The 20,845-nt window shown below is 58.5% G+C and carries 18 protein-coding genes and 1 tRNA gene; 9 read left to right on the top strand and 10 right to left on the bottom strand.

What is annotated here, in order from left to right:
• Nucleotides 1-39 precede the first annotated feature (39 nt).
• From lon to AC13EY_RS08750, 3 genes are all read left to right on the top strand, one after another.
• Nucleotides 40-2,439: an endopeptidase La gene (gene lon / locus AC13EY_RS08760; RefSeq protein WP_228246919.1), complete on the top strand. Its 2,400-nt coding sequence runs from the start codon at nt 40-42 to the stop codon at nt 2,437-2,439.
• Between the two features lie 213 nt (nt 2,440-2,652).
• A complete protein-coding gene (hupB, locus tag AC13EY_RS08755; RefSeq protein WP_088274022.1) occupies nt 2,653-2,925 on the top strand; it encodes a nucleoid-associated protein HU-beta in 273 nt (90 codons plus the stop codon).
• Nucleotides 2,926-3,164: 239 nt separating this feature from the next.
• Nucleotides 3,165-5,039, top strand: a complete 1,875-nt coding sequence (locus AC13EY_RS08750; protein ID WP_228246920.1) for a SurA N-terminal domain-containing protein — start codon at nt 3,165-3,167, stop codon at nt 5,037-5,039.
• 309 nt (nt 5,040-5,348) lie between these two features.
• On the opposite strand, the gene AC13EY_RS08745 is transcribed toward AC13EY_RS08750, so the two are convergent.
• Together AC13EY_RS08745 and AC13EY_RS08740 are read right to left on the bottom strand one after the other, a co-directional pair.
• Complete coding sequence (locus tag AC13EY_RS08745) at nt 5,349-6,566, bottom strand: OprD family porin (protein WP_228246921.1); 1,218 nt, start codon at nt 6,564-6,566, stop codon at nt 5,349-5,351.
• 203 nt (nt 6,567-6,769) lie between these two features.
• Nucleotides 6,770-7,369, bottom strand: coding sequence for an NADPH-dependent FMN reductase (locus AC13EY_RS08740; RefSeq protein WP_228246922.1), 600 nt, complete (start codon nt 7,367-7,369; stop codon nt 6,770-6,772).
• A gap of 185 nt (nt 7,370-7,554) precedes the next feature.
• Here AC13EY_RS08740 and AC13EY_RS08735 point away from each other — a divergent pair, with 185 nt between their 5' ends.
• Nucleotides 7,555-8,874: a Na+/H+ antiporter family protein gene (locus AC13EY_RS08735; protein WP_228246923.1), complete on the top strand. Its 1,320-nt coding sequence runs from the start codon at nt 7,555-7,557 to the stop codon at nt 8,872-8,874.
• 534 nt (nt 8,875-9,408) lie between these two features.
• On the opposite strand, the gene AC13EY_RS08730 is transcribed toward AC13EY_RS08735, so the two are convergent.
• Complete coding sequence (locus AC13EY_RS08730) at nt 9,409-11,043, bottom strand: methyl-accepting chemotaxis protein (RefSeq protein WP_088274026.1); 1,635 nt, start codon at nt 11,041-11,043, stop codon at nt 9,409-9,411.
• A gap of 268 nt (nt 11,044-11,311) precedes the next feature.
• On the opposite strand from AC13EY_RS08730, the gene rloA3 reads away from it, so the two are divergent.
• Entirely contained in the window at nt 11,312-11,935 is a 624-nt protein-coding gene (gene rloA3 / locus AC13EY_RS08725; RefSeq protein ID WP_172409638.1) for a retropepsin-like aspartic peptidase RloA3, read from the top strand.
• A gap of 33 nt (nt 11,936-11,968) precedes the next feature.
• Here the strand turns inward: rloA3 and AC13EY_RS08720 are convergent, their stop codons facing one another.
• The 3 genes from AC13EY_RS08720 to AC13EY_RS08710 all read right to left on the bottom strand — a co-directional run bounded on the left by AC13EY_RS08720 (nt 11,969) and on the right by AC13EY_RS08710 (nt 13,035).
• Nucleotides 11,969-12,496 carry a DUF2058 domain-containing protein gene (locus AC13EY_RS08720; protein ID WP_228246924.1) on the bottom strand — a complete coding sequence of 176 codons (528 nt, stop codon included), beginning with the start codon at nt 12,494-12,496 and terminating at the stop codon, nt 11,969-11,971.
• Between the two features lie 84 nt (nt 12,497-12,580).
• Nucleotides 12,581-12,754, bottom strand: coding sequence for a DUF2897 family protein (locus tag AC13EY_RS08715; RefSeq protein ID WP_088274029.1), 174 nt, complete (start codon nt 12,752-12,754; stop codon nt 12,581-12,583).
• Between the two features lie 68 nt (nt 12,755-12,822).
• A complete protein-coding gene (locus AC13EY_RS08710; RefSeq protein WP_228246925.1) occupies nt 12,823-13,035 on the bottom strand; it encodes a hypothetical protein in 213 nt (70 codons plus the stop codon).
• Here AC13EY_RS08710 and AC13EY_RS08705 point away from each other — a divergent pair.
• Both AC13EY_RS08705 and AC13EY_RS08700 read left to right on the top strand, forming a co-directional pair.
• On the top strand, nt 13,019-15,610 hold the full coding sequence (locus tag AC13EY_RS08705; RefSeq protein WP_228246926.1) for an efflux RND transporter permease subunit: 2,592 nt from the start codon (nt 13,019-13,021) through the stop codon (nt 15,608-15,610). The two genes, AC13EY_RS08710 and AC13EY_RS08705, sit on opposite strands and share 17 nt — an antisense overlap.
• A gap of 145 nt (nt 15,611-15,755) precedes the next feature.
• Nucleotides 15,756-15,832 (top strand) — tRNA-Asp (locus AC13EY_RS08700).
• 204 nt (nt 15,833-16,036) lie between these two features.
• Here AC13EY_RS08700 and AC13EY_RS08695 read toward each other — a convergent pair.
• From AC13EY_RS08695 to AC13EY_RS08685, 3 genes are all read right to left on the bottom strand, one after another.
• Nucleotides 16,037-16,330 (bottom strand): hypothetical protein, encoded by a 294-nt coding sequence (locus tag AC13EY_RS08695; RefSeq protein ID WP_228246927.1) that lies wholly within the window; start codon nt 16,328-16,330, stop codon nt 16,037-16,039.
• Between the two features lie 1,201 nt (nt 16,331-17,531).
• On the bottom strand, nt 17,532-18,809 hold the full coding sequence (locus AC13EY_RS08690; RefSeq protein WP_022960607.1) for an ISL3 family transposase: 1,278 nt from the start codon (nt 18,807-18,809) through the stop codon (nt 17,532-17,534).
• 12 nt (nt 18,810-18,821) lie between these two features.
• Nucleotides 18,822-19,856 (bottom strand): permease, encoded by a 1,035-nt coding sequence (locus AC13EY_RS08685; protein ID WP_000098298.1) that lies wholly within the window; start codon nt 19,854-19,856, stop codon nt 18,822-18,824.
• A 111-nt stretch (nt 19,857-19,967) separates the two neighbouring features.
• Between AC13EY_RS08685 and AC13EY_RS08680 the strand changes: the two genes are divergently transcribed.
• Nucleotides 19,968-20,282: an ArsR/SmtB family transcription factor gene (locus AC13EY_RS08680; protein WP_000349485.1), complete on the top strand. Its 315-nt coding sequence runs from the start codon at nt 19,968-19,970 to the stop codon at nt 20,280-20,282.
• 103 nt (nt 20,283-20,385) lie between these two features.
• Here AC13EY_RS08680 and AC13EY_RS08675 read toward each other — a convergent pair whose 3' ends face one another.
• A complete protein-coding gene (locus AC13EY_RS08675) occupies nt 20,386-20,697 on the bottom strand; it encodes a hypothetical protein (protein ID WP_482890410.1) in 312 nt (103 codons plus the stop codon).
• Here AC13EY_RS08675 and AC13EY_RS08670 point away from each other — a divergent pair.
• A partial coding sequence (locus tag AC13EY_RS08670; protein ID WP_482890408.1) for a transposase family protein occupies nt 20,587-20,845 on the top strand: 259 nt, incomplete at its 3' end. The genes AC13EY_RS08675 and AC13EY_RS08670 overlap by 111 nt on opposite strands.

The following is a 20,845-nucleotide window of genomic DNA, read 5'->3' as shown; positions in this document are numbered from 1 at the left end:
CCGCATTGCAGGGTACCCTTCATCGAGCGAGCCTCTGCCATGACGACTTCTAGCGAATTCCCGCTCCTGCCACTGCGTGACGTGGTGGTTTATCCGCATATGGTCATCCCGCTGTTTGTCGGGCGTGACAAATCCATTCAGGCGCTCGACGCCGCCATGTCGGCCAACAAGCAAGTGCTGCTGGTTGCCCAGCGGGACCCGGGTGATGACGATCCGGGCCGCGACGGTCTTTACGAGATGGGCACCCTGGCGACCATCCTGCAGCTGCTCAAGCTGCCTGACGGCACGGTGAAGGTGCTGGTTGAGGGTGAACGCCGGGCCCGTATTGCCGAACTCGACGATATCGGCAGCTATCAGCGTGCCGAGGTCGAGCTGCTGGACGACTCGGCGCTGGATGAGCGCGAGGCTGAAGTGCTGGTGCGCAGCCTGATGAGCCAGTTTGAGCAGTTTGTGCAGCTCGGCAAGAAAGTACCGGCCGAGGTTGTATCTTCGCTGTCCAGTATTGAAGAACCTGGTCGTCTGGTTGACACCATGGCAGCGCACCTGTCGCTCAAGCTGGATGAAAAACAGAAGATTCTTGAAATTCTGCCGCTGCGTGACCGGGTTGAGCACGTGCTTGGTGTTCTGGACGGCGAAATCGACCTGCTGCAGGTCGAGAAGCGTATCCGTGGCCGGGTCAAGAAGCAGATGGAGCGCAGTCAGCGCGAGTACTATCTGAACGAGCAGATGAAGGCTATCCAGAAAGAGATGGGTAATCTCGAGGATGGCCACAGCGAGTTTGATGATCTGCGTCGCAAGATTGACGAGGCTGGCATGAGTGAAGAGGCGCTGGCCAAGGCCAATGCCGAGCTGAACAAGCTGAAGATGATGTCACCCATGTCGGCTGAGGCCACGGTTGTGCGCTCCTACATTGACTGGCTGACCGCGGTGCCGTGGAAGAAGGCGACCAAGGTCAAGCACGACATCCAGCGCGCCGAGAAGGTGCTCGAAGAGGATCACTATGGCCTGGAAGAGGTCAAGGAGCGCATTCTCGAGTATTTGGCGGTGCAGAAGCGGGTTCGCAAGCTGAAAGGGCCCGTCCTGTGTCTGGTGGGCCCTCCGGGCGTCGGCAAGACGTCATTGGGCGAGTCGCTGGCGCGTGCAACCAATCGCGAGTTTGTGCGCATGGCCCTGGGTGGCGTGCGTGACGAGGCCGAGATTCGTGGTCACCGCCGCACTTACATTGGTTCCATGCCGGGCAAGCTGATTCAGAAAATGACCAAGGCCGGGGTCAAGAACCCGCTGTTCCTGCTCGATGAAATCGACAAGATGGGGCAGGACATGCGCGGCGATCCGTCTTCAGCGCTGCTGGAAGTACTTGATCCCGAGCAAAATCACGCCTTCAACGATCATTATCTGGAGGTGGATTACGATCTCTCGGATGTGATGTTCATCTGTACTTCGAACTCGATGAACATCCCGGCGCCGCTGCTGGACAGGATGGAGATCATCCGCATTCCGGGTTACACCGAAGACGAGAAGATCAACATTGCCCAGCGTTATCTGGTGCCCAAGCAGACCAAGAACAACGGGCTGAAAAAGGGCGAGCTGACCTTCACCCAGGAATCGCTGCGTGACCTGATTCGCTACTACACCCGTGAAGCGGGCGTGCGTGGCCTGGAGCGCCAGATTGCCAAGGTCTGTCGCAAGGTCGTCAAGGAACAGTCTGCCGAGCGCAAGCCCAAGCCGGTGGTGCTGGACGAGGCGCTGCTTGAGCATTATCTGGGCGTACGCAAGTTCAAGTACGGGCTGGCCGAGGAGAGTGATCAGGTTGGTCAGGTAACGGGCCTGGCCTGGACCCAGGTGGGCGGGGAACTGCTCAGTCTGGAAGCGGTTGTGGTGCCCGGTAAGGGCCGCCAGATCAAGACCGGTTCGCTCGGTGACGTGATGCAGGAGTCGATCAGTGCGGCCCTGACTGTGGTGCGCAGTCGCGCTGCGAGCCTCGGTATTGCGGCTGATTTTCACGAGAAGAACGACATTCACATCCACGTGCCGGAAGGGGCAACGCCCAAGGATGGTCCGAGTGCCGGTATCGGCATGTGCACCGCGCTGGTGTCGGCGTTGACCGGGATTCCGGTGCGCGCAGATGTCGCGATGACCGGCGAAATCGCGCTGCGCGGGCAGGTTCTGCCCATCGGCGGGCTGAAGGAAAAACTGCTTGCGGCGCACCGCGGAGGTATCCGTACCGTGATCATTCCGCACGACAACGTACGTGATCTGAAGGAAATTCCGGAGAAGATCCGTCAGGATATCGAGATCAAACCGGTGAAATGGATTGACGAAGTGTTGGCTATTGCGCTGCAATACGCGCCGAAGCCCTTGAAAGAAGGGGTTGAAGAGATGGTGGCAAAGGATGACAATCGCGAGACTGATGAAAAGGGACGCATCAGTACTCACTGATAGGATCGTCAGAGTTTGGTGGGTGATGGATTCCGCTGTGGATGCTTTCACTGACCCGTCCAGAGTGCCGATGGCACTCCTTGACACGGTTTTTGACCGCTTGCTATAAAGCGGCTTCGACCTAAGCAGGTATGCTGACTGGCCACAGCTTTGCTAAGACCAAAAGCTTACATAATGACTAACTACTCATTGAACTAGATAAGGGGACTTAGAGTGAACAAGTCTGAACTGATTGATGCTATCGCCGCATCTGCCGATATTCCGAAAGCTGCTGCCGGTCGTGCTCTGGACGCCGTCATCGACTCCATCACTGGTGCTCTGAAAGACGGTGATTCGGTTGTTCTGGTAGGTTTCGGTACGTTCGCAGTGAAAGAGCGTGCAGCTCGCACTGGTCGCAACCCGCAGACCGGCCAGCCGATCGAGATCAGCGCTGCCAAGATCCCCAGCTTCAAGGCTGGCAAGGCTCTGAAGGACGCCGTTAACTGATCGCGTCCCTGATCTGATGTGACACATTCGGCACGTTTCGGATGTGTTTCGGGGGCGGTAACCAGGCTGCCAGTGATGGTGTCTCCAGCCGGTCCCGACAGTTAGCAGAAAGGCGCATCAATGTGATGCGCCTTTTTTGTTTGTTGGACAAATAAAAAAACGACGCCGGAACCATTCCGGAGGCAGATAGCCTTAGGGTCGTACTTTGTAGATGCTTTGGGGGCATGATGCTGCAAAAAATGAGGGACAATGCACAGAGCTGGGTCGCCAAGGTGATCGTCGGCATCATCGTGCTGATTTTTGCGCTGACAGGGTGGGAATCCATCAACCGCTTCAGCAGCAAGGCCGATGAAGCAGCCGAGGTTAACGGAGAGCCGATTACCAAGCTTGAGCTGGAAGAGGCGGTCAGCCTGCAGCGTCGCCAGCTGATGCAGCAACTTCAGCAGATGGGTGGGCAGTTTGATCCCAGCATGATCGACGAAGCCTTTCTGCGCAGCACCGTGCTGGACAGCATGATCGAGCGTTCCGTGCTGATTCAGGGCGCCCGGGAAGCCGGCTTCGAAATCTCCGAGCAGATGATCGATCAGCTCATTCTGAGCACACCGGATTTTCAGGTTGATGGCAAGTTTGACGCCAACCGCTTTGATATCGTGATCCGCAACATGGGTATGCCCTCACGGATGGCCTTCCGTGATCTGGTGCGCCAGCAGCTGTTGATCACCCAGTTCCGTAACGGCTACGAAGCTACTGCGTTTGCCACGCCGGTCGAGGTGCGCCAGCTCAGCAACCTGGAAAACCAGACGCGCGATTTCGCCATGCTGGCCGTCCCGCTGGGTGAGATCGATGCCGACGTCAGCGATGCCGAAGTTGAGGCGTTCTACACCGCCAACGCGCAGCAGTTCATGACCCCCGAGCGCGTGGTGCTGGATACCCTGACCCTGGCGCGCAAGGACTTCTTCGACCAGGTCGAGGTGGATGAAGAGGCCGTTCAGCAGCTGTATGAGCGCGAAATCGGCAACCTGGCCGAGCAGCGTCGTGCCTCGCACATTCTGGTTGAGGTTGGTGACGATGAAGCCGCTGCCAAGGCCCGCATCGACGAGGCTGCCGCACGTATTGCAGCCGGTGAGGATTTTGCCAAGGTTGCCGAAGAGATGTCTGATGACACCGGCAGCTCCCGTGATGGTGGCGATCTGGGCTATATCGTCAAGGGCAGCTTTGACCAGGCCTTTGACGATGCGCTGTTCGCCCTGCAGGCGGATCAGGTTTCCGAGCCGGTTCGCACCAGCTACGGCTTTCAGCTGATCAAGCTGACTGATCTCAAGGCGCCGGAGGTACCGTCTCTGGAGTCGATGCGTGATCAACTGGTGCAGGAGCTGAAAGTCGAGCAGGTTGAGCGTCGATTCGTGGAAGCGTCCCAGCAGTTGGCCAACCTGGCCCACGAAGCGTCCGATCTGAGCGAGCCGGCAGCGGCACTGGGTTTGACCATCGAGACCATCGGTCCGGTCGAGCGTCTGGGTGGCGAGGGTCTGGCAGCGAACCCGAAGGTCATGAATGCGGCGTTCAGCGATGACGTGCTGAACAACGGCTTCAACAGCGATCTGATCGAGCTGGATGCCGATACCGTTGCAGTTGTACGCGTGAAGCAGCACCTGACGCCGGAGCAGCGCCCGCTGGCAGATGTTCGTGATGATATCCGTGCACGACTTGCCACCACCAAGGCCGAGCAGGCTGCAGCGGCGAAGGCAGAACAGTTGATCGAGCAGTTGCGTGCAGATGCCCTGAGCATCGAAGCGGTTGCCGAACAGCAGGGACTCGAGTGGCAGCAGCATGAAGCTGTGACACGCGGCGAGAACCAGATTGATCAGGCACTTCTGCGCAACGTGTTCGCGATGCCCAAGCCGGATGGTGATCAGCCTGCCTACGCCAGCTTCAAGCGTGCTGCCGGTGGTTACTGGCTGATTGCGCTCAAGGGCGTCTCGGTTGCCGAAGATGTGCAGTCCACGGACGCCGGTTCTGATCCCTTCGCGCTGTTTGTCGCCGGGCAGTCAGGGCAGCAGGACTTTGCAGCTGCCCAGCAGCAGCTGCGTAATGAAGCCGAGATCGAGCGCTACTGAGTGGGCGATCAGGGTTATGTGAAAAAAGGCGCTTCGGCGCCTTTTTTTATGGTTAATCATGGAATGTCGGAGTACTCGCCTGAGACGCCGTTGGCTGCCTCTACCCTGCGGCGCAGTGTCCGCTCCGCTGACCGTTGCTTACGGGTGAATACGAGCGAATGCTAAGGCTCCCGATTAACTGCACTCGCGTCACGTCCCTGCGTTAACGCCCTGGATGCGCGAGGAACAAAAAAAACCGCTGCGACCAATCGGGGGTGGCGCAGCGGCTAAATTCCAGGCAATCGTGTGGGGGGCCTGGATGGAGCAGGATTACTTCAGGGCAATGCTGTAGCTCAGAATCAGGCGGTTCTCGTCGATATCCCGGGTGGCGTCGGAGCGGACCATCGCATTACGCCAGCGCAGCGCGAGGTTTTTGAACGTGCCGCTCTGAACGGTGTAACTGACATCGATATCGCGCTCCCATTCCTTACCCTCGGTGCCACCAACGTCGAAGTTGTTGCCGGTAACATAACGGGCAAAGGCGTTCAGGCCGGGGATGCCGAGCGCGGCAAAGTTGAGATCGTAGCGCGCTTGCCAGGACTGTTCGTCGGCCCGGGCGAAGTCGAGAATCTGCACATAGTTGACGATGTACGGATCGGTTTCTGCCAGGTACGGGAAGGCGGTGTCGCCGTCGCTGTCCTGATAGCCAACGCGGAAGGTGTGGGGGCCGGTTGCTGCGGACAGTGTCAGCGAAGTCAGTTGATGATCGATCTTGAGCGGCTGATTACCATCATCGCCGCTGTCGAACCAGGCCAGATTGACGCCGAGCTTCCAGTCTCCCACTGGCTGGGTGTGAATCAGATTGACCAGGTTCTGGTTGTAGACGTCCTGAAGCTCCGCGCGCCAGAGGCCAATGGTGGTGTTCTTGCTGTTGAAGGCGTAGCTGCCGCCAAGGTAGTTGAAGCGATCGGATGCGCCGCCAACGGTGGAGCGGATGTCCTCCCGGTTGCTGCTGTTGCGGTAGTTCACCTCGCGCAACTGGCCGGCCTGTATATCGAGATTCTCGATTTCGTTGATGGCCAGGCTGGCGCCACTGAAGCTCTGGGGCAGCAGACGCGAGTCACCCGAACTGGCAATCGGCAGTTTTGGCATCAGGCCGCCAACCTTGAGTACCGAGTTGGACAGGCGGGCCTTGATTGCGGCCGTCGCCTCGCTGTAGCTGTCTGCGCCTTCGTCACCATAGGCATTGGCCAGCAGTCCGGAACCGGCGCGCTCATCATCGGAATCGAGCTTGATGCCAAGGCCTGCGTAGACGTCGACACCCAGGCCCAGCGGGCCCGGCGTATAGCCGGATTCTGCCTTGAAGATGAAGCCCTGGGCCCATTCCTCCGCCTTGGACTGTGCGCCGGGATCTCTGAAATCGCGATTGAAATAGAAGTTGCGCAGCTGCAGTGACGCGGTGGCATCGTCTGCGAATCCCGCAGCCTGGGCACTGCTGCAGGCGATCGCCGCGGTAACGGCAAGCGCAAGGGGAGTCACATGCTTCATTGTTATTCTCCTGATGTGAAGTGTGGCATGGGTTACGCCGAGGGAAATAAAGCACGCGACCGCTCGCATGACCTTACGACCATCGTCGAACTGTCATGCGAGTGTCTTGAAATTGACCTGATGAAGTGGCAACAGCGGCTCTGTGTCAGGCCCTGCAGGCCGCCAGGCTGACGACCTGTACTTTAGTCTAATGCGAGTCCTGATCAGGACATGCCGTTGGCAAAACCGGGGTTGCTCATGTCAATCAGTGGACGAATGCCGGCCAGGGCCCGGGTGTAATGCAGCAGCACATCGAGGTTGTAATCCAGCCGCTGACGCAGGCGCTCATCGGCTTCGGATTCGGGTTCTTCGCCGTTCATGACGTGGTTAACATCGCGCACGATGAGATGCTCGGGGATGTAGCAAAGGCGGCAATTCTTGTAACTGGAGGCGCGCAATTCGCTGATCGGAAAGGCGCCGCCAACCCCGGCAGAAATGCCGCCTAGCATGGCCGGCTTGTGCGCCAATTGCGCCTTGCTTGCATAAAGGAAGAAGTTCTTGATCGCCGGGCACGCCATGCCATGCCACTCCGGGGCGAGGATGATGACGGCGTCTGCCCGACTGAGGCGAGCCTCGTATTCTTCCCAGGGGCCACTTTCGTCCGCCGGCCATAGCGGGAGAGGGGAGCGACCCAGATCAATGATGGATACCGCGTCTGCTTCCAGATCGTGCGCTCGAATCAGGCGGTTGCCAATGAATCCGGCGACTTTGGCGGTTTGGCTATCAACCCGGCTGCTGCCGGCGACAATGACGATGTGATGCATGGCGGGCCTCTATTACAAAGTTGGAGGGTTACTGTACCCGATATGACTGCCGGGCCGCCTTTGGTCAGTGCTTTTTGACAGCGTCGGGGCAGTGGGGCAGAGTACGCGACCTTTGGGGCGCCTGCCTTCTGGCGTCGGTATGTGGTGGCCGTAAAGGGCGGCAGAAAAAACATGGGGAGTGTGCAATGAACGCAGTGGTAGCGGCTGTTGCCGTGATGCTGATACTGAGCCTGTGCCGGGTGCACGTGGTAGTCGCGCTGATCTTCGGCGCCTTGACCGGTGGCCTGCTGGGTGGGCTTGGTCTGGAAACGACGCTGAGCACCTTCCAATCAGGACTGGGCAAGGGCGCAAATATTGCTCTGAGTTATGCCTTGCTGGGTGCCTTTGCCGTGGCAATCGCCAAGTCGGGCCTGGCGCACGCGCTGGCCGATAAGGGGCTGCGACTGGTAGACAGCCGCCGAGAGGGCAGCGGCACGGTACTCAAGCTGATGCTGTTGCTGGTGCTGTTGGGGGTGGCAATATCGTCACAGAATATCCTGCCTATCCACATTGCCTTTATCCCGTTGCTGGTGCCGCCGTTGCTGTTCGTGATGGCGCGCTTGCAGCTGGATCGTCGCGCGGTAGCCTGTGCGCTGACCTTTGGCTTGATTACCCCCTACATGTTCCTGCCGGTCGGTTTTGGCGGCATTTTCCTCAATGACATTCTGCTGGCCAATGTTGCCGAAAGCGGCGTTGTGGTGGACGGTGTCAATGTCATGCATGCCATGGCACTGCCGGCGCTGGGCATGTTGTTCGGTCTGCTGGTGGCGGTCTTTATCAGTTATCGCAAGCCGCGTGCCTACGATGAACAGCGGATCAGCGAGGTAGAGCGTACGGAAAGCCGTTACAACCCGATGTCGCTGCTGGTTGCGCTCGCCGCCGTGGTCGCAGCCTTTGTCATTCAGCTGTGGCTGGATTCGATGATCATGGGCGCGCTCGCCGGCTTCGTGATTTTCTCGGTGTCGGGAGTTGTGCGCTGGCGTGAGGCTGACGGTGTCTTCACCGAAGGCATGAAGATGATGGCGATGATCGGCTTTATCATGATTGCCGCCGCCGGCTTTGCCGAAGTAATGCGGGCTACCGGCGCCATCGGGACACTGGTCGACAGCTCTGCGGCAGTGATTGGCGATAATCGTGCGCTGGCGGCGCTGCTGATGTTGCTGGTCGGGTTGCTGATTACCATGGGTATCGGTTCGTCGTTCTCGACCATTCCGATCATCGCGGCAATCTATGTACCGCTGGCAATGCAGCTGGGCTTCAGCCCGGCGGCGATTGTTGCTCTGGTCGGTACTGCTGCGGCGCTGGGTGATGCCGGTTCCCCCGCGTCTGACTCGACCCTCGGCCCGACCGCGGGTCTGAACGTGGATGGGCAGCACAACCACATCTGGGACACCGTGGTGCCGACCTTTATCCACTACAACCTGCCGCTAATCATTTTCGGCTGGATTGCGGTGATGGTGCTGTAACGCATTGAGGTGCAAAAAAGCCCTGCTCGGGAAACCGGGCAGGGCTTTTTTGTGGTTCTTGGCGGAATGCCAGGGGCAAAAACTGTCGTGCTGTTTCCTGATGCGATATGCGAGGGGGTAGGCGGCGCGCAAGCAGATGTTTGATTTGTTCAGCATTGTGCTGCCACCGAGTCCCCATTTCGCCTTCACGGCGAGCCAAGGGGGGGGCTGCTTGCCCAGCCCCCCTTGGCGATCCCCCCGGGCACCCGGCTACGCGGCCCTGCGGGTTCGCTGCGTTGCTCGGCTTGGCAGGGGCCGGCAGAACTCGGCCCTGCGAGCCTCAGACAGGCTGCCGTCCTGTTTCCTGCCAACCCTGCGCTACTCGCCCGCGTAAACGGGACGAACCCCGGTGCACACTCGATCATTCGATCATTCGAGTATTCGGTTAACTGCCCTGGAATACGCCCTTGTCGCATTCCCACGGGCTGACTCGATGAATCACAAAAAAGCCCAGCCCGGGAATCCGGGCCGGGCTTTTTCGCTGCAGCAGTCCAATCAGATTCTGAAGCGGCGCACCAGCTCATCGATCTGCCGGCCCAGGCTGGCGAGATGTTGACCGGCCTGCGCGGTTTCGCGGGCGCCGTCGGTGGTCTCGCGGGCCAGTTCCGCCGCTTCGGTGACGTTGCGATTGACGTCTTCGACCACGGTTGACTGCTGGGTGGTTGCGCTGGCAATCGAGGCGTTGAGTGCGACCAGTTGCTGCATCGACTGGGCAATCTGTTCGAGTGCCGCGCCGGCTTCGTTCACCTGGTCTACGCTCGCCTGAGAGTGGCGGCTGCTTTCATTGATCACGCCGACGACCGTCTGGGTATTGGTCTGCAGCTTGCTGATCATATTGTGAATTTCTTCGGTCGACTGCTGGGTGCGCTGGGCCAGATTGCGCACTTCATCGGCCACCACGGCAAAGCCGCGACCCATCTCGCCGGCGCGTGCCGCCTCAATGGCTGCGTTGAGTGCCAGCAGGTTGGTCTGCTCGGCGATGTTGCGGATCACATCCAGTACCGAGGTGATTTCATGGGCATCGCTGGACAGGGTTTCCATATGCTGGACGGCGGTATTGACGCTGTCGGACAGCAAGCGAATCTCATGGATGGTCTGTTCGACCTGCTGGCGGCCGTTGGCTGCGCCCTGGTTGGCGTTTTCTACCTCCTGGGCGGCGGCGTTGGCGTTTTGGGCTACGTCCTGAACGCCGTAGGTGATTTCGTTGATGGCGGTGGCCATCAGCTCCATGCGTTCCGACTGGCGGCTCATGTCGCGCAGGCTGTTGTTGCTGATCTGGTCCAGCTGCTGGCTGGAGCTGATCAGTTGACGCGCGCTGTCACCCAGTTGGCCAATGATGTCGGCCAGGTTGCGGTTGAAGCGGTTGAAGTAACTGGCGATCTGCGACAGTTCATCGCGGGCGTCGTCGTCCAGGCGGCGGGTCAGGTCGGCCTCGCCACTGGCAATGCCGCGCATGGCGTTGACGATCTTGTCCAGCGGCTGGGAAATGCTCCGGCCGATGACAAACAGCAGCATGAACATGACCAGAATCACCAGGACGCTGACAACCAGTGAATTGATCAGCGCGTCGCGGAATTTGGCCTGCATGGCGTCAACATAGATGCCTGTGCCCACCATGTAGTCCCAGGGCTTGAAATGCTTGAATGCAGCGATCTTCTGTGAACCTTCCTCCTCGCCCGGTTTGGGCCAGGAGTACTGGAAGCTTGCGGTGCCTTCGCTGCGTGCCTTGCGTACCATTTCGGCGATGACATTGACGCCTTCCTGGTTGCGCATGGTGGAGAGGTCGGTGCCGACTGTCTGGGGAGCAAGCGGGTGCATGATCATGATGTTGTTCATGTCATTTACCCAGTAATATTCGTTCCCGTCGTAGCGCAGCGCAGCCAGTGCACTCAGGGCTTCCTTGCGGGCCTGCTCGCCGGTCAGTTCGCCGTTGAGCTCTTTCTGGTGATAGAAGGCCATGAGATCATGCGCAACCTCGACCAGATGGGTTGCCTTGACGATTTCGCCGTCGCGGATTTCCCGATGCAGGTTGGACAGCGAAAGCCCTTCTGTCATCAGGGTGCTGGCCAGGGCAATAATCATGATCAGCCAAACTCGCTGACTGATTCGAATGTTGCGCAACAGCTTCATGAAACCTCCGCACGCCTTGTGCTTGTGTCTATTATTTTTTTGTGGTGCCGGCAACGAATCCTGTTCGCAGTGGCCTTAAGGTTATCGGTTGAATACGTCAAAACCTGAGCGGTATTTTCCCGTCATCCGTGCTGGCGATTTGACTGCAAGCGAGCCGGGCTTGCAAGGGGTTATCTGTTTTTGTGATCTTTGCTTATAAGGTGCGCGGTGTCGCACGCTCTGTTTCGCCGGCTGCAAGGCTGGTGGTCAACCAAGGTAAGGGTATCTCATGCGGTCAGTAGTGAAAGTGGCAGCGTTATCGGTTGGTCTGTGGTGTGCCATGGCCGGAACGGGTGTGTCGGCGGCGGATGAGCCGGTTCGGTTCGGACCCAGAGTCGTCGGGTGGATCGAGAAGGGCCTCATTCTGCCTGAATACACGGCGGTCAAGATCAAGGTGGATTCCGGCGCACTGACCTCGTCGATGCATGCGGTCAATATCGAGGAGTTCGAGCACATGGGCCACGAATGGGTCCGCTACGATGTGCCGGTGCGTGATGCAGACACCGACGAGATGGTCACCATGCACTTTGAGCGCCCGGTGTTTCGCCGCATTCTGGTGCGCGGTGCGGGTGGGTCTGATCGCCGGCCGGTGGTCAAGATGTCGATCTGCATGGGCGACCGGGTTTACGAGGAGCAGTTTTCCCTGCGTGACCGGGGTGACATGAACTATCCGGTGCTGATTGGCCGCCGCACCATTGAGCATGTGGGGCTGATCGACGTTTCAAAGACCTTTATGCACAAGCCCAGTTGTTCCGAGGCCGATTACGATCAGGAGCGTCAGCGACAGCACGATCGTGAGGAGAAGGGGGCGGGTAACGAGCCGATGACTCCGGCTGGGGAAGTAGACGCCTGAACAAATCGGCCGCCCTTGGGCGGCCGATTTGCTTTACCACATCAGATCGTCGGGGATTTCGTATCCTGCGTACGGATCGTCCTCTGCAGGCGTTTCTTTCTTCACTTCTGCAACATGGACAGGCCAGTGGGGGGCGCGCTCGCGGACTTTTTCGGCGATGTCCAGGGGGATCAGCACGAAGCCGCCTGACAGCCGGGTAATGCCCAGGCGACCGCGGCTGAGCAGGCCGAACTGGTCCTCGGTAACGTGGATCTTCTTGATCTTGTTCTTGCTGACGAACTGATAGGGCGTTTCGCCACCGGTGCGATCGACCACGTTCTGTTCGATCATCTGCTTGGCCTGGGCTTCGGCCGCCTTGCGTGCGGCTTCGGCCTGGCGCTGCTGGTTCAGTTCGCGGTCACGTTCGGCCTTTTGTTCGCGGGCTTTTTGCGCGGCGCTGGGGCCAGCGTCACCAGCCGGCTGGGCCTTGGCTTCCTTCTTTTTGGCGCGTTGCGCCTGCTTGAGTTTCTTCTCGTCGACCAGTCCGGCCTTGAGCAGTTGAGCTTGTAGTGAATTGACCATGGTTTGTCAGCGTCGTGTAGATGAGGCGCCGCGACGGCGCCTGGTTGAAGTCTGGCGTATCAGCGGCATAGTCTACCGCGTTGTTCAGCGCTTTTCTTCCTCGGCTTCCTCAGCCTTGAGCTGCGCTTCGCGGGCCTTGACCTTGGCCAGTGTCTCCGGGCTGACACGGTTGCTGCCGGCGTTGTCCCGCAGCAAAAGCAGGCTGCCGATTATGCTGCCCAACGCCAGCACCATGAAAAGCCATCCATACCAGGGCATGGGATTCTCCTTGGGATAAATACCTGACCCATCATGGGCGCAGCCACTGCGGATAACAAGCGCGGGGTTCAGGCACGCATGGAATGGTTGAGCATCTGCAGGGTGTAGCCAATCAGCTGCTCGGCGGGCATTTGTGGCTGCTCACAGGGGGCTGGCTGGCGTGTCTGCAGGATCACGCCATGCAGCGCACCACGCAGGTAGCAGGCCGTCAACACGGGGTCTGCCACGCGCTCAGGGTGCAGACTGCCGTCGGCGACACCATCGGTGAGTGACTGGATCATGCAGGCCATCGACTGGTCATTGATGGATCTGCCGGGGCTGGCGCGGGTTGAACTGTATGGCGATACCGAGGAGCAGATCACCATCGCGCTGCACGATGCCGAGCTGCGCCGGCTCGGTTTGTCGCCGCAGGCGCTGTCGAGCGTGCTGGCGCAGCGTAATCAGGTTATTCCCGGCGGCTTTGTTGTGGTGGGTTCGCAGCGGCTCGGAGTGCTGCCCAACAGTGAATTTGTTGATCTGGACGCACTCAAGGCGACCCAGATTCCGCTGCCGAACGGCGGCAGCGTGCCGCTCGCAGCCATCGCTGATATCTGGCGTGGTCCGGTCGAGCCGATTGGCGAGCGGGCCTGGTTTGATGGTGATCAGAGCGTTCTGGTCGGGCTGATTCTGGAGCGGGGGCAGGTCGACGCTATCCGCTTTGGCGAGCAGTTGCGTGCGCGGCTGGATACCTTGCGCCCGGAGTTTGCGCCGCTGCAGGTCGACGAAATGTTCTTTCAGCCCGATCAGGTCAAGGAGCGGCTGGAGGGGCTGGAGCAGAACCTGCTCAGCAGTGTGCTGATCATGGTCGCTGTGGTGCTCCTGGGGATGGGCTGGCGGATGGGAATTCTGGTGGCAGCCATGCTGCCGCTGGTGGCGCTGATCAGTCTTGGGCTCTACGACCTCGGTGGCGGCATCCTGCACCAGATCGCGGTGATCGGGATGGTCATCTCGCTGGGTATCCTGATCGACAATGCGATTGTCATGGTCGAGAACATTCAGGATCGCCTGAATGCCGGCGAGGCCCGCTGGCAGGCGGCCTTTGGTGCGGTGCGCGAGTTGGCCGGTCCACTGGGCGCGTCGACCGCCACCACGCTGGCAGCCTTTACGCCGATGCTGCTGTCGAAGGGCGGAACGGCAGATTTTACCCGCGGGATTCCGGTCATGATCATGCTCACGCTGATCGTCAGTTATCTGCTGGCGATCAGTGTCGCGCCGATGCTGTCAGGGCACTTTCTCAAACCGGCTGCGACGCGCATGAACCCGCGGATGGAAGCCTTTTCGTCAGCTCTGGCGCGGCTCAGTGAGCGCGCGCCGAAGCGCATGCTGCTGCTGGGCGCCGGGGTGGTTGCACTGAGTCTGGCGCTGGCTCCGCTGGTCAAGCTGCAATTCTTCCCCAATGCCGACCGGCCGCAACTGGTGGTCGAGCTGTTCATGCCGGAGGGGACGGATCAGCGCTATACCACCGAGGTGGCGGCCCTGCTGGAAGGGGAATTGATGGCGCAGCCGGGTGTACTGTCGGTGCATCGCTTCGTGGGTGCTACCGGCCCGAGTTTCTATTACAACCTCAACCGCTATCCGAAGGCGCCGAACCGTGCCCGGCTGGTGGTCAACACCAGTGCGTTGGGAGATACCCCCTCGCTGCAGCATTGGGTGCGTGAGCGCGTGTCTACGCAGTGGCCGGAGCTGGATGTGGTAGCTACCACTCTGGGTCAGGGGCCGCCGCGCGAGGCGCCGGTCGAGCTGCGGGTCTATCACCACGATGATCGTCAGCGCATTGCCGCCGCCGAGCAGCTGTTTGCCGTACTCAAGCAGGTTCCCGGCGCGGTAGACGTGCGTCACGATATCGACCTCGGCGTACCAACGGTCAAGATTGAGGTGGATGATGCCCAGGCGCAGCGCTTTGGTCTCAGCCGCGCGGACGTTGCCCAGGCGCTGTTCCGCCAGAGTCTGGGGACGACGGTGGAACAGTACCGTCAGGAGCTGGACCCGATCCCGATTCTGCTGCGCACCCATGAGGGCAGTCAGCAATCGTTGCAACGTTTGTTGTCCGCGAACGTTTTCAATGCCGCAGGGCAGGCGGTGCCGGTGACCGCGGTTGCGAGGGTGGTGCCGGCCTGCCAGCCGGCGAGTATCCGGCAGCGTGATGGCGTGCGGGTGCTGACCGTTACTGCGGGGCTGGAGCAGGGTTTCAGTTTCAGTCAGGTGCTGGGTGGCTTGCAGGCGCGGCTGGCGGATGCCGCGCTGCCGGCAGGGACCCGGCTGGAAATCGGCGGTGACAGCGAAGGGTCTGGCGACGCCAACCGTGCGCTCTTTACCACGGCACCGATCGGTATCCTGCTGCTGTTGTTCTTCCTGTTGCTGCAGTTCAATTCGTTCAAACGTCTTGGCATTGTTTTGCTCACGGTCCCGTTGGCCAGTGCCGGGGTGTTGCCGGGGCTGGTGTTCTCCGGTGTGCCGTTTGGCTTCCAGTCGTTGCTTGGGGTGATTGCCCTGGTCGGTATTGTGGTCAACAACGCGATTGTGCTGATCGATGTGGTCGATCAGGGACTGGCGCAGGGCAGGGCGATCGATCAGTCGGTGTCGGATGCCGTGATGCGTCGAACCCGTCCGATTTTGCTGACCACCGCCACCACCATCGCTGGGCTGCTGCCGTTGGCATTCTCCAGTTCGACACTCTGGCCGCCGATGGCCTGGGCGATTATTTCGGGGCTGCTCGCGTCCACCGTACTGACATTGCTGGTGGTTCCGGCGGTCTGTCGGCTGTGGTTGCGACCGGCAACCCCGGGGGCGGAAAAGGCGGCAATGCAGATGAACTGAGTGCCGAACGGGCACACTGAAGAAATTTTCAATAAATCGTCTGCAAGTGCTTGACTCGGTTGGTGGAATCTATAGAATGCGCGCCAGTTCCGACGGACAAGTTGATCGACTTCAAGGCGATTTACGGCGTTCGGAAGGACGATGCGCAGCGGTAGTTCAGTTGGTTAGAATACCGGCCTGTCACGCCGGGGGTCGCGGGTTCGAGTCCCGTCCGCTGCGCCAGATTTTAAACCCCTTAACTTGATGAAAGTTAAGGGGTTTTTTCATTTGTGAGGTTTGGTTTTATGATGTTGGCCTGCGAGTGATTTTGACTTTGTGACCAAGACGTGACCAAATCGTGACTGCTCCCCCTGGAAAACCGGTATTCATTTTCAGCTGGTTGGATGTAGCGCGGCGCGATAACTGTCGCGGATCGGCGATATTTGCCTATTGTAATCCTTTCACCTGCGGCAGCGGCTTTGCAATCCAGTTGCCGTTCCCTTCCAGAGTCCTACGGAATTGGTACATGGGCATTTTGTCATGTGCCCTGTATCCGGCCAACTCGTATTCCAGAGCCAGGTAGGTTGGGGCGCTCTTGTCTGTCAGGTCAGTACGCGGTGGTCCATCCGGGGTTTTATCTTGGTTCAGATGAAACCAGACTCGCTCTTGCACCTGCTCCATTGGATAGTCGATCTCCAGTGTGGCCAAGTACTCCCTGTGACCGTGAATGAAGATTTTCATTGATACCTCCTGCCGCTTGGCGTCTTAAGGGTGTGCAACTGCTTACCGGCTTTCGCGTTGCTGGCAAGCCCGATGCCCACCATCAAGAACTTCACGCTTCAGCGCAAACCCTACAGGGGGGGCACGGCGGTGGTGGGTTGCTGTGAGCCAGGCTATGCCGGTATTTCTACCAGCTATTCATTCTGCTCCTGACTGCCCATAGCTCCACAATGATCTTCCCTTCAACACAGTTGTCAGTGTCACGCCAGTAGCTGGGATACCCGCCTCACCGGCCAGCACGGTCCGGTAGTCAGCACGCAGCAGCCGGGCGCTATAGGTAGTCCCAGCTTCTGGCCCAGTGCTCCCTAATGCCGTATCAATCACCTGGTCGGCCTGCCCCACACGGTTGCGATGGATCCATGTCAGGTGTACATCGCCGACGATACTGCTGAGTAATAGGCTCCACCAATCCGAAACTGCCCCGGCGGATACGGCCGCCCCTGTCTGGCCTGCAGCACGATAATGTCAGTACTGGCCAGTGCTGGATCTGATTGGCAGTGCTTGTGTTTCTCGGCAGTGCCTGAACGGTCGTGGACATCGAAAAACTGATCAGGTCAGCCTCGGCATAATCATGATAGAACCAGACTCGACTACCAGGCACATGGGCAGCCGGTACCGTAGCGGTGTGGTTTGAGAGTGTGACCAAGCGTTTGGAAGTAGATATTTTGGCTGTACTGCTGCCCTCCGCCCAAGCCGTAACTCCTCAATAATTTGCCACTCGTACGGCTAATATCTCTTCGGTGACTGCCACGCCCAGAGCGTGATCTCAGCTACAGTGGCTCTTATGCATACCCTCAAATGAGCTGGTATCGCAACGATGGTGCCGGTAGAAATATTGACGGCAAAGCGATTCGTAAAGTGGGAAAACGTATGGAGGGAGAGTGATAATACGGCTGAAAAGCCAGCCGCATTATCACCTAAGCAGCCAATGGTTCGACCCAAGCTTGGCTGCAAGTAATATAGACCATCTGATACGAGGATAGAGCCGTCTTGTGGCGAGAAACCGCACTATTCCTGAGTTTGTGCTGAGCTGAGACAAAGAAAATACTCAGGCGTACCGCTTGATGAGAACTGGTGTAGCTGATTTCGGGGTCTGCAAATAAAGGGTATACGGATTTAATGGTTGATGGGGCACCTTTACCCCACCAACCTGATACCATTATCAGATGGTTGATAGATCGACTCCGTAGTTGAGTTCCTCTGCGAAGTCCGGCAGTCCGTAACCGATGGTTTTCTTGTAGAAAGGAGAGACCTTCGCAGTCGGTGCCTTCTTCTTGTGCTTCGTGGTGTAGAGCATTCGTGCCCGCATCACCTCGAAGGAGTAACCGCGCCCTTCACGGTTCTTGTCCTTGGCCAGTCGGTTGATGGACTCCGTGTAAGCGTTGGTGACGGGCATGTCCGTCTCGAAGTAGGTCATGGTCTCTTCGCGCCAGTTTCCCACTGCCCTGACCAGATCGCTCCAGACTTCCTTTTGGCCCTTCGGGATGGTGGCTATCCACTCGTCCAGGGCGGCTTCTGCCTGGAGCCGTGTGGTGGCGTCCCAGATGCCGTAGAAGCGCTCCTTGTGCTCGTAGGCGGCCAGCAGTTGCGGGAACGCGCCTGTCCAGGTCTCCATGATGAGGCGCTCCCGGTCTGAGACTTCGTGAGCGCGTTTCAGCAGGATTTTCCGGTCTCCCTTGAGAGTCCGGCTCTGGGACGGTTTCGGCTCCTTTCTGAGGCCCTTGCGCACTCTCTCTAGGGCATCGTTGGCCATGCGCACCACATGGAACTTATCGACCACGATACGGGCCTGGGGCAGCACAGCCTTGACCGCTGCCCGGTAGGGGTTCCACATGTCCATGCTGACGATCTCGACCTTCTGCCGGTCTTTCAGCTTCATCAGGTAGTTGGTCACCACGTCCTGGCGGCGGGTGGCCAGCAGGTCGAGCAGGGTTCGCTCCTCAATGTTGGTCAGAATGCAGCGGTAGCGCTTGTTCAGGTATAGCTCGTCAATGCCCAGGATGCGGGGCGTCTCGAAGCGGTGCCAGCGCCCCAGGAACTCGGCGCGGGCGTTGAAGATGTCGCGCACCGTCTTCTCGTCCAGGCCGGTCTGTGCCGCCACAAAGGTGTAGGGGTGGTTGAAGGATTCCTTCTCCACGTACTCATGCAGCCGCAGTGTCATACGGAATCCGTCCACCATCTCCGGTAGCTGGGGCCTGAATGTTGTCTTGCAGGCCCGGCAGGTGTATCGGCGGCGGACCACCCAGAGAGTGACCCGCTTGCCGTGGATGGGCAGATCACGATAGGGAACGTCACGCTTGCCGAACCGCACGAACTCACCCTGCACGCCGCACCCCTCGCAGGCTACTGGTGTAGGTGCTTCAAGCCGAAAATGTATGTCTTCATTCTGCTCATCAGAATCCACCAACTGGTACCCAGGAAGGCTTAACGAATTAATCATCTCCCGCCTTGATCAGAAAAACAGGTAGGTGGCGTAACCGGCAATCATCGCCATAGCAAAAATGACTGCTAAAAACGCCGCTAAAAGCTTCAGCGTGAACAAAGAGCGCAACAGAATGAGCTCAGTCAGGCTGGCTCCGGCACTGCCGATGATCAACGCTAGCACCGTCCCGGCACCCACGCCTTTGGCCATCAGAGCCGCTGCCAGAGGTATGACGGCTTCAGCGCGAATATACAACGGCACGCCGATGACAGCGGCAACTGGAATGGCAAAGGGATTATCTGGGCCTGCATACTGCTCCAATAAGTCAGTGGGCATGAAACCATAGATCACGCTGCCAATCGCAATACCGATGAGCAGGTAAGGCAACACATCGATAAAGTCCGACCAAGCTTCCCGCCACACACCACTGTACTTCCCTTCTTTCTTAACCGTGACAGTGGGTTGACTGTCACAGCATTCGCTAGACGTAGAGACTGTTGTCTTCCTATCAGCCCCGCAAGAAGCCGTCTTCGGAGTGGTGTCGCAGCTGTTGGTGCCGCAACTCGATGCGGTCGATGTAGCACTGCACGGGCTTGCTGATGAACTACATCCACTGCTCTCTTGTGTCGCCGTCCGGCGCACATAACGCTCGAAGCCAAGCGTGTGAAGCAGCCATCCGGCACCTACCGCGACCACCAAAGCGGCGAGCACATAGATAGCAGTAAGTGTCCATCCAAACGTGGCAACCAGCAGGCCGACGACGATAGGATTCAGCAACGGAGATGAGAAAAGAAACACCATCATCGGCCCAAAACCGGCCCGTGCCCGAATCAACCCTTTCAACATGGGGATAGTCGAGCAACTACAGAAGGGCGTTATAGCTCCTAAACCAGCAGCAAGAAAATAGCCTCGCTTCCCACTGGAAGTCAGTAACGCTTCCACCTTGGATGGTGGGATGTGACGTTGAAGAACTCCGACCAGCAAGCTAATGCCAATGAATAAAACCGATAGCTCGATAGCGAGAAAGGCGAACATGCCTAGAGCGTCTTGGAGTTGAGATGACATTCAATATTACTCCTATATTTCTAGTATTGTCGAAATGATGTACGCAGCCTACTTGCGTTTATCCGACCTGTCAACTATAATTCTAGAAACATCGAATTATTGGGGCGTGCTATGGATCACGAAAAGGTTGCAGCCAGCTTAGCTGAGCTAGGGAATAGTCACCGACTGTCCGTGTTCCGCTTTCTGGTCAAAGCTGGCCATGATGGGGCTTCGGTCGGAGATATCCAGAAGGGGCTGGGTATTCCTGCTTCGACGCTATCACATCACCTTGCGCGCATGGCCAAGGTAGGGCTGATCCGGCAGGAGAAACATAGCCGCACGATTGTCTGTATACCCGAGTATGGGCACCTAGAGAATTTGATCGGTTTCTTACAAGAGGAATGTTGTGCAGGTGTCCGGATTGCGCATGAACCAGAACCGCTTTGACGCTTGCCCAGCTCTCGCTGTCCTCCCTAGTCAGCATCGCTATGAAGACTCAGGCGAAGGTGGAAACAGAAAATTGGCAGTAGAGTAGGCTGAAGAGGATCAATCAGATAATCCGCTGAGAAAGATTTTCTTCTTTACATCTTTGGCATTTTATCAACCAGAAATTCCGGATACCCCAAATAAAAAAAGGTTCTTCACGGAATCCCGGGAAAGACAGAAACAAGAACGCCAGTTTGAGGGATGATGTTAGTGCGAACAAACACATCCACAAACCGGCGTTCTTGTGCACGATATTAATACGTTTCTGCCCTTTTGGGAGGGCTTTTCTGTCACTGCGATCCGGCCTGACAGCGATGGCCTGCTGATCGACCTGATTCCGCAGCCCACCAGATTGCCTACCTGCAGCGGCTGCCATCAGCCCTGCACCACCATCCACGAATACTGCCAGCGCTCAATCCGTGACCTGCCCATCCTTGGCCGCTCAGTGCGGTTGAATGTGGAGCTGCGGCGCGTCGGGTGCAGCACCTGCGGCAAGAGAATGGAGTCAGTCCGCTGGCTTGACC

Source organism: Halopseudomonas sp. L-58 (assembly GCF_056859475.1).
This window is presented reverse-complemented; position numbering and strand designations above follow the sequence as displayed.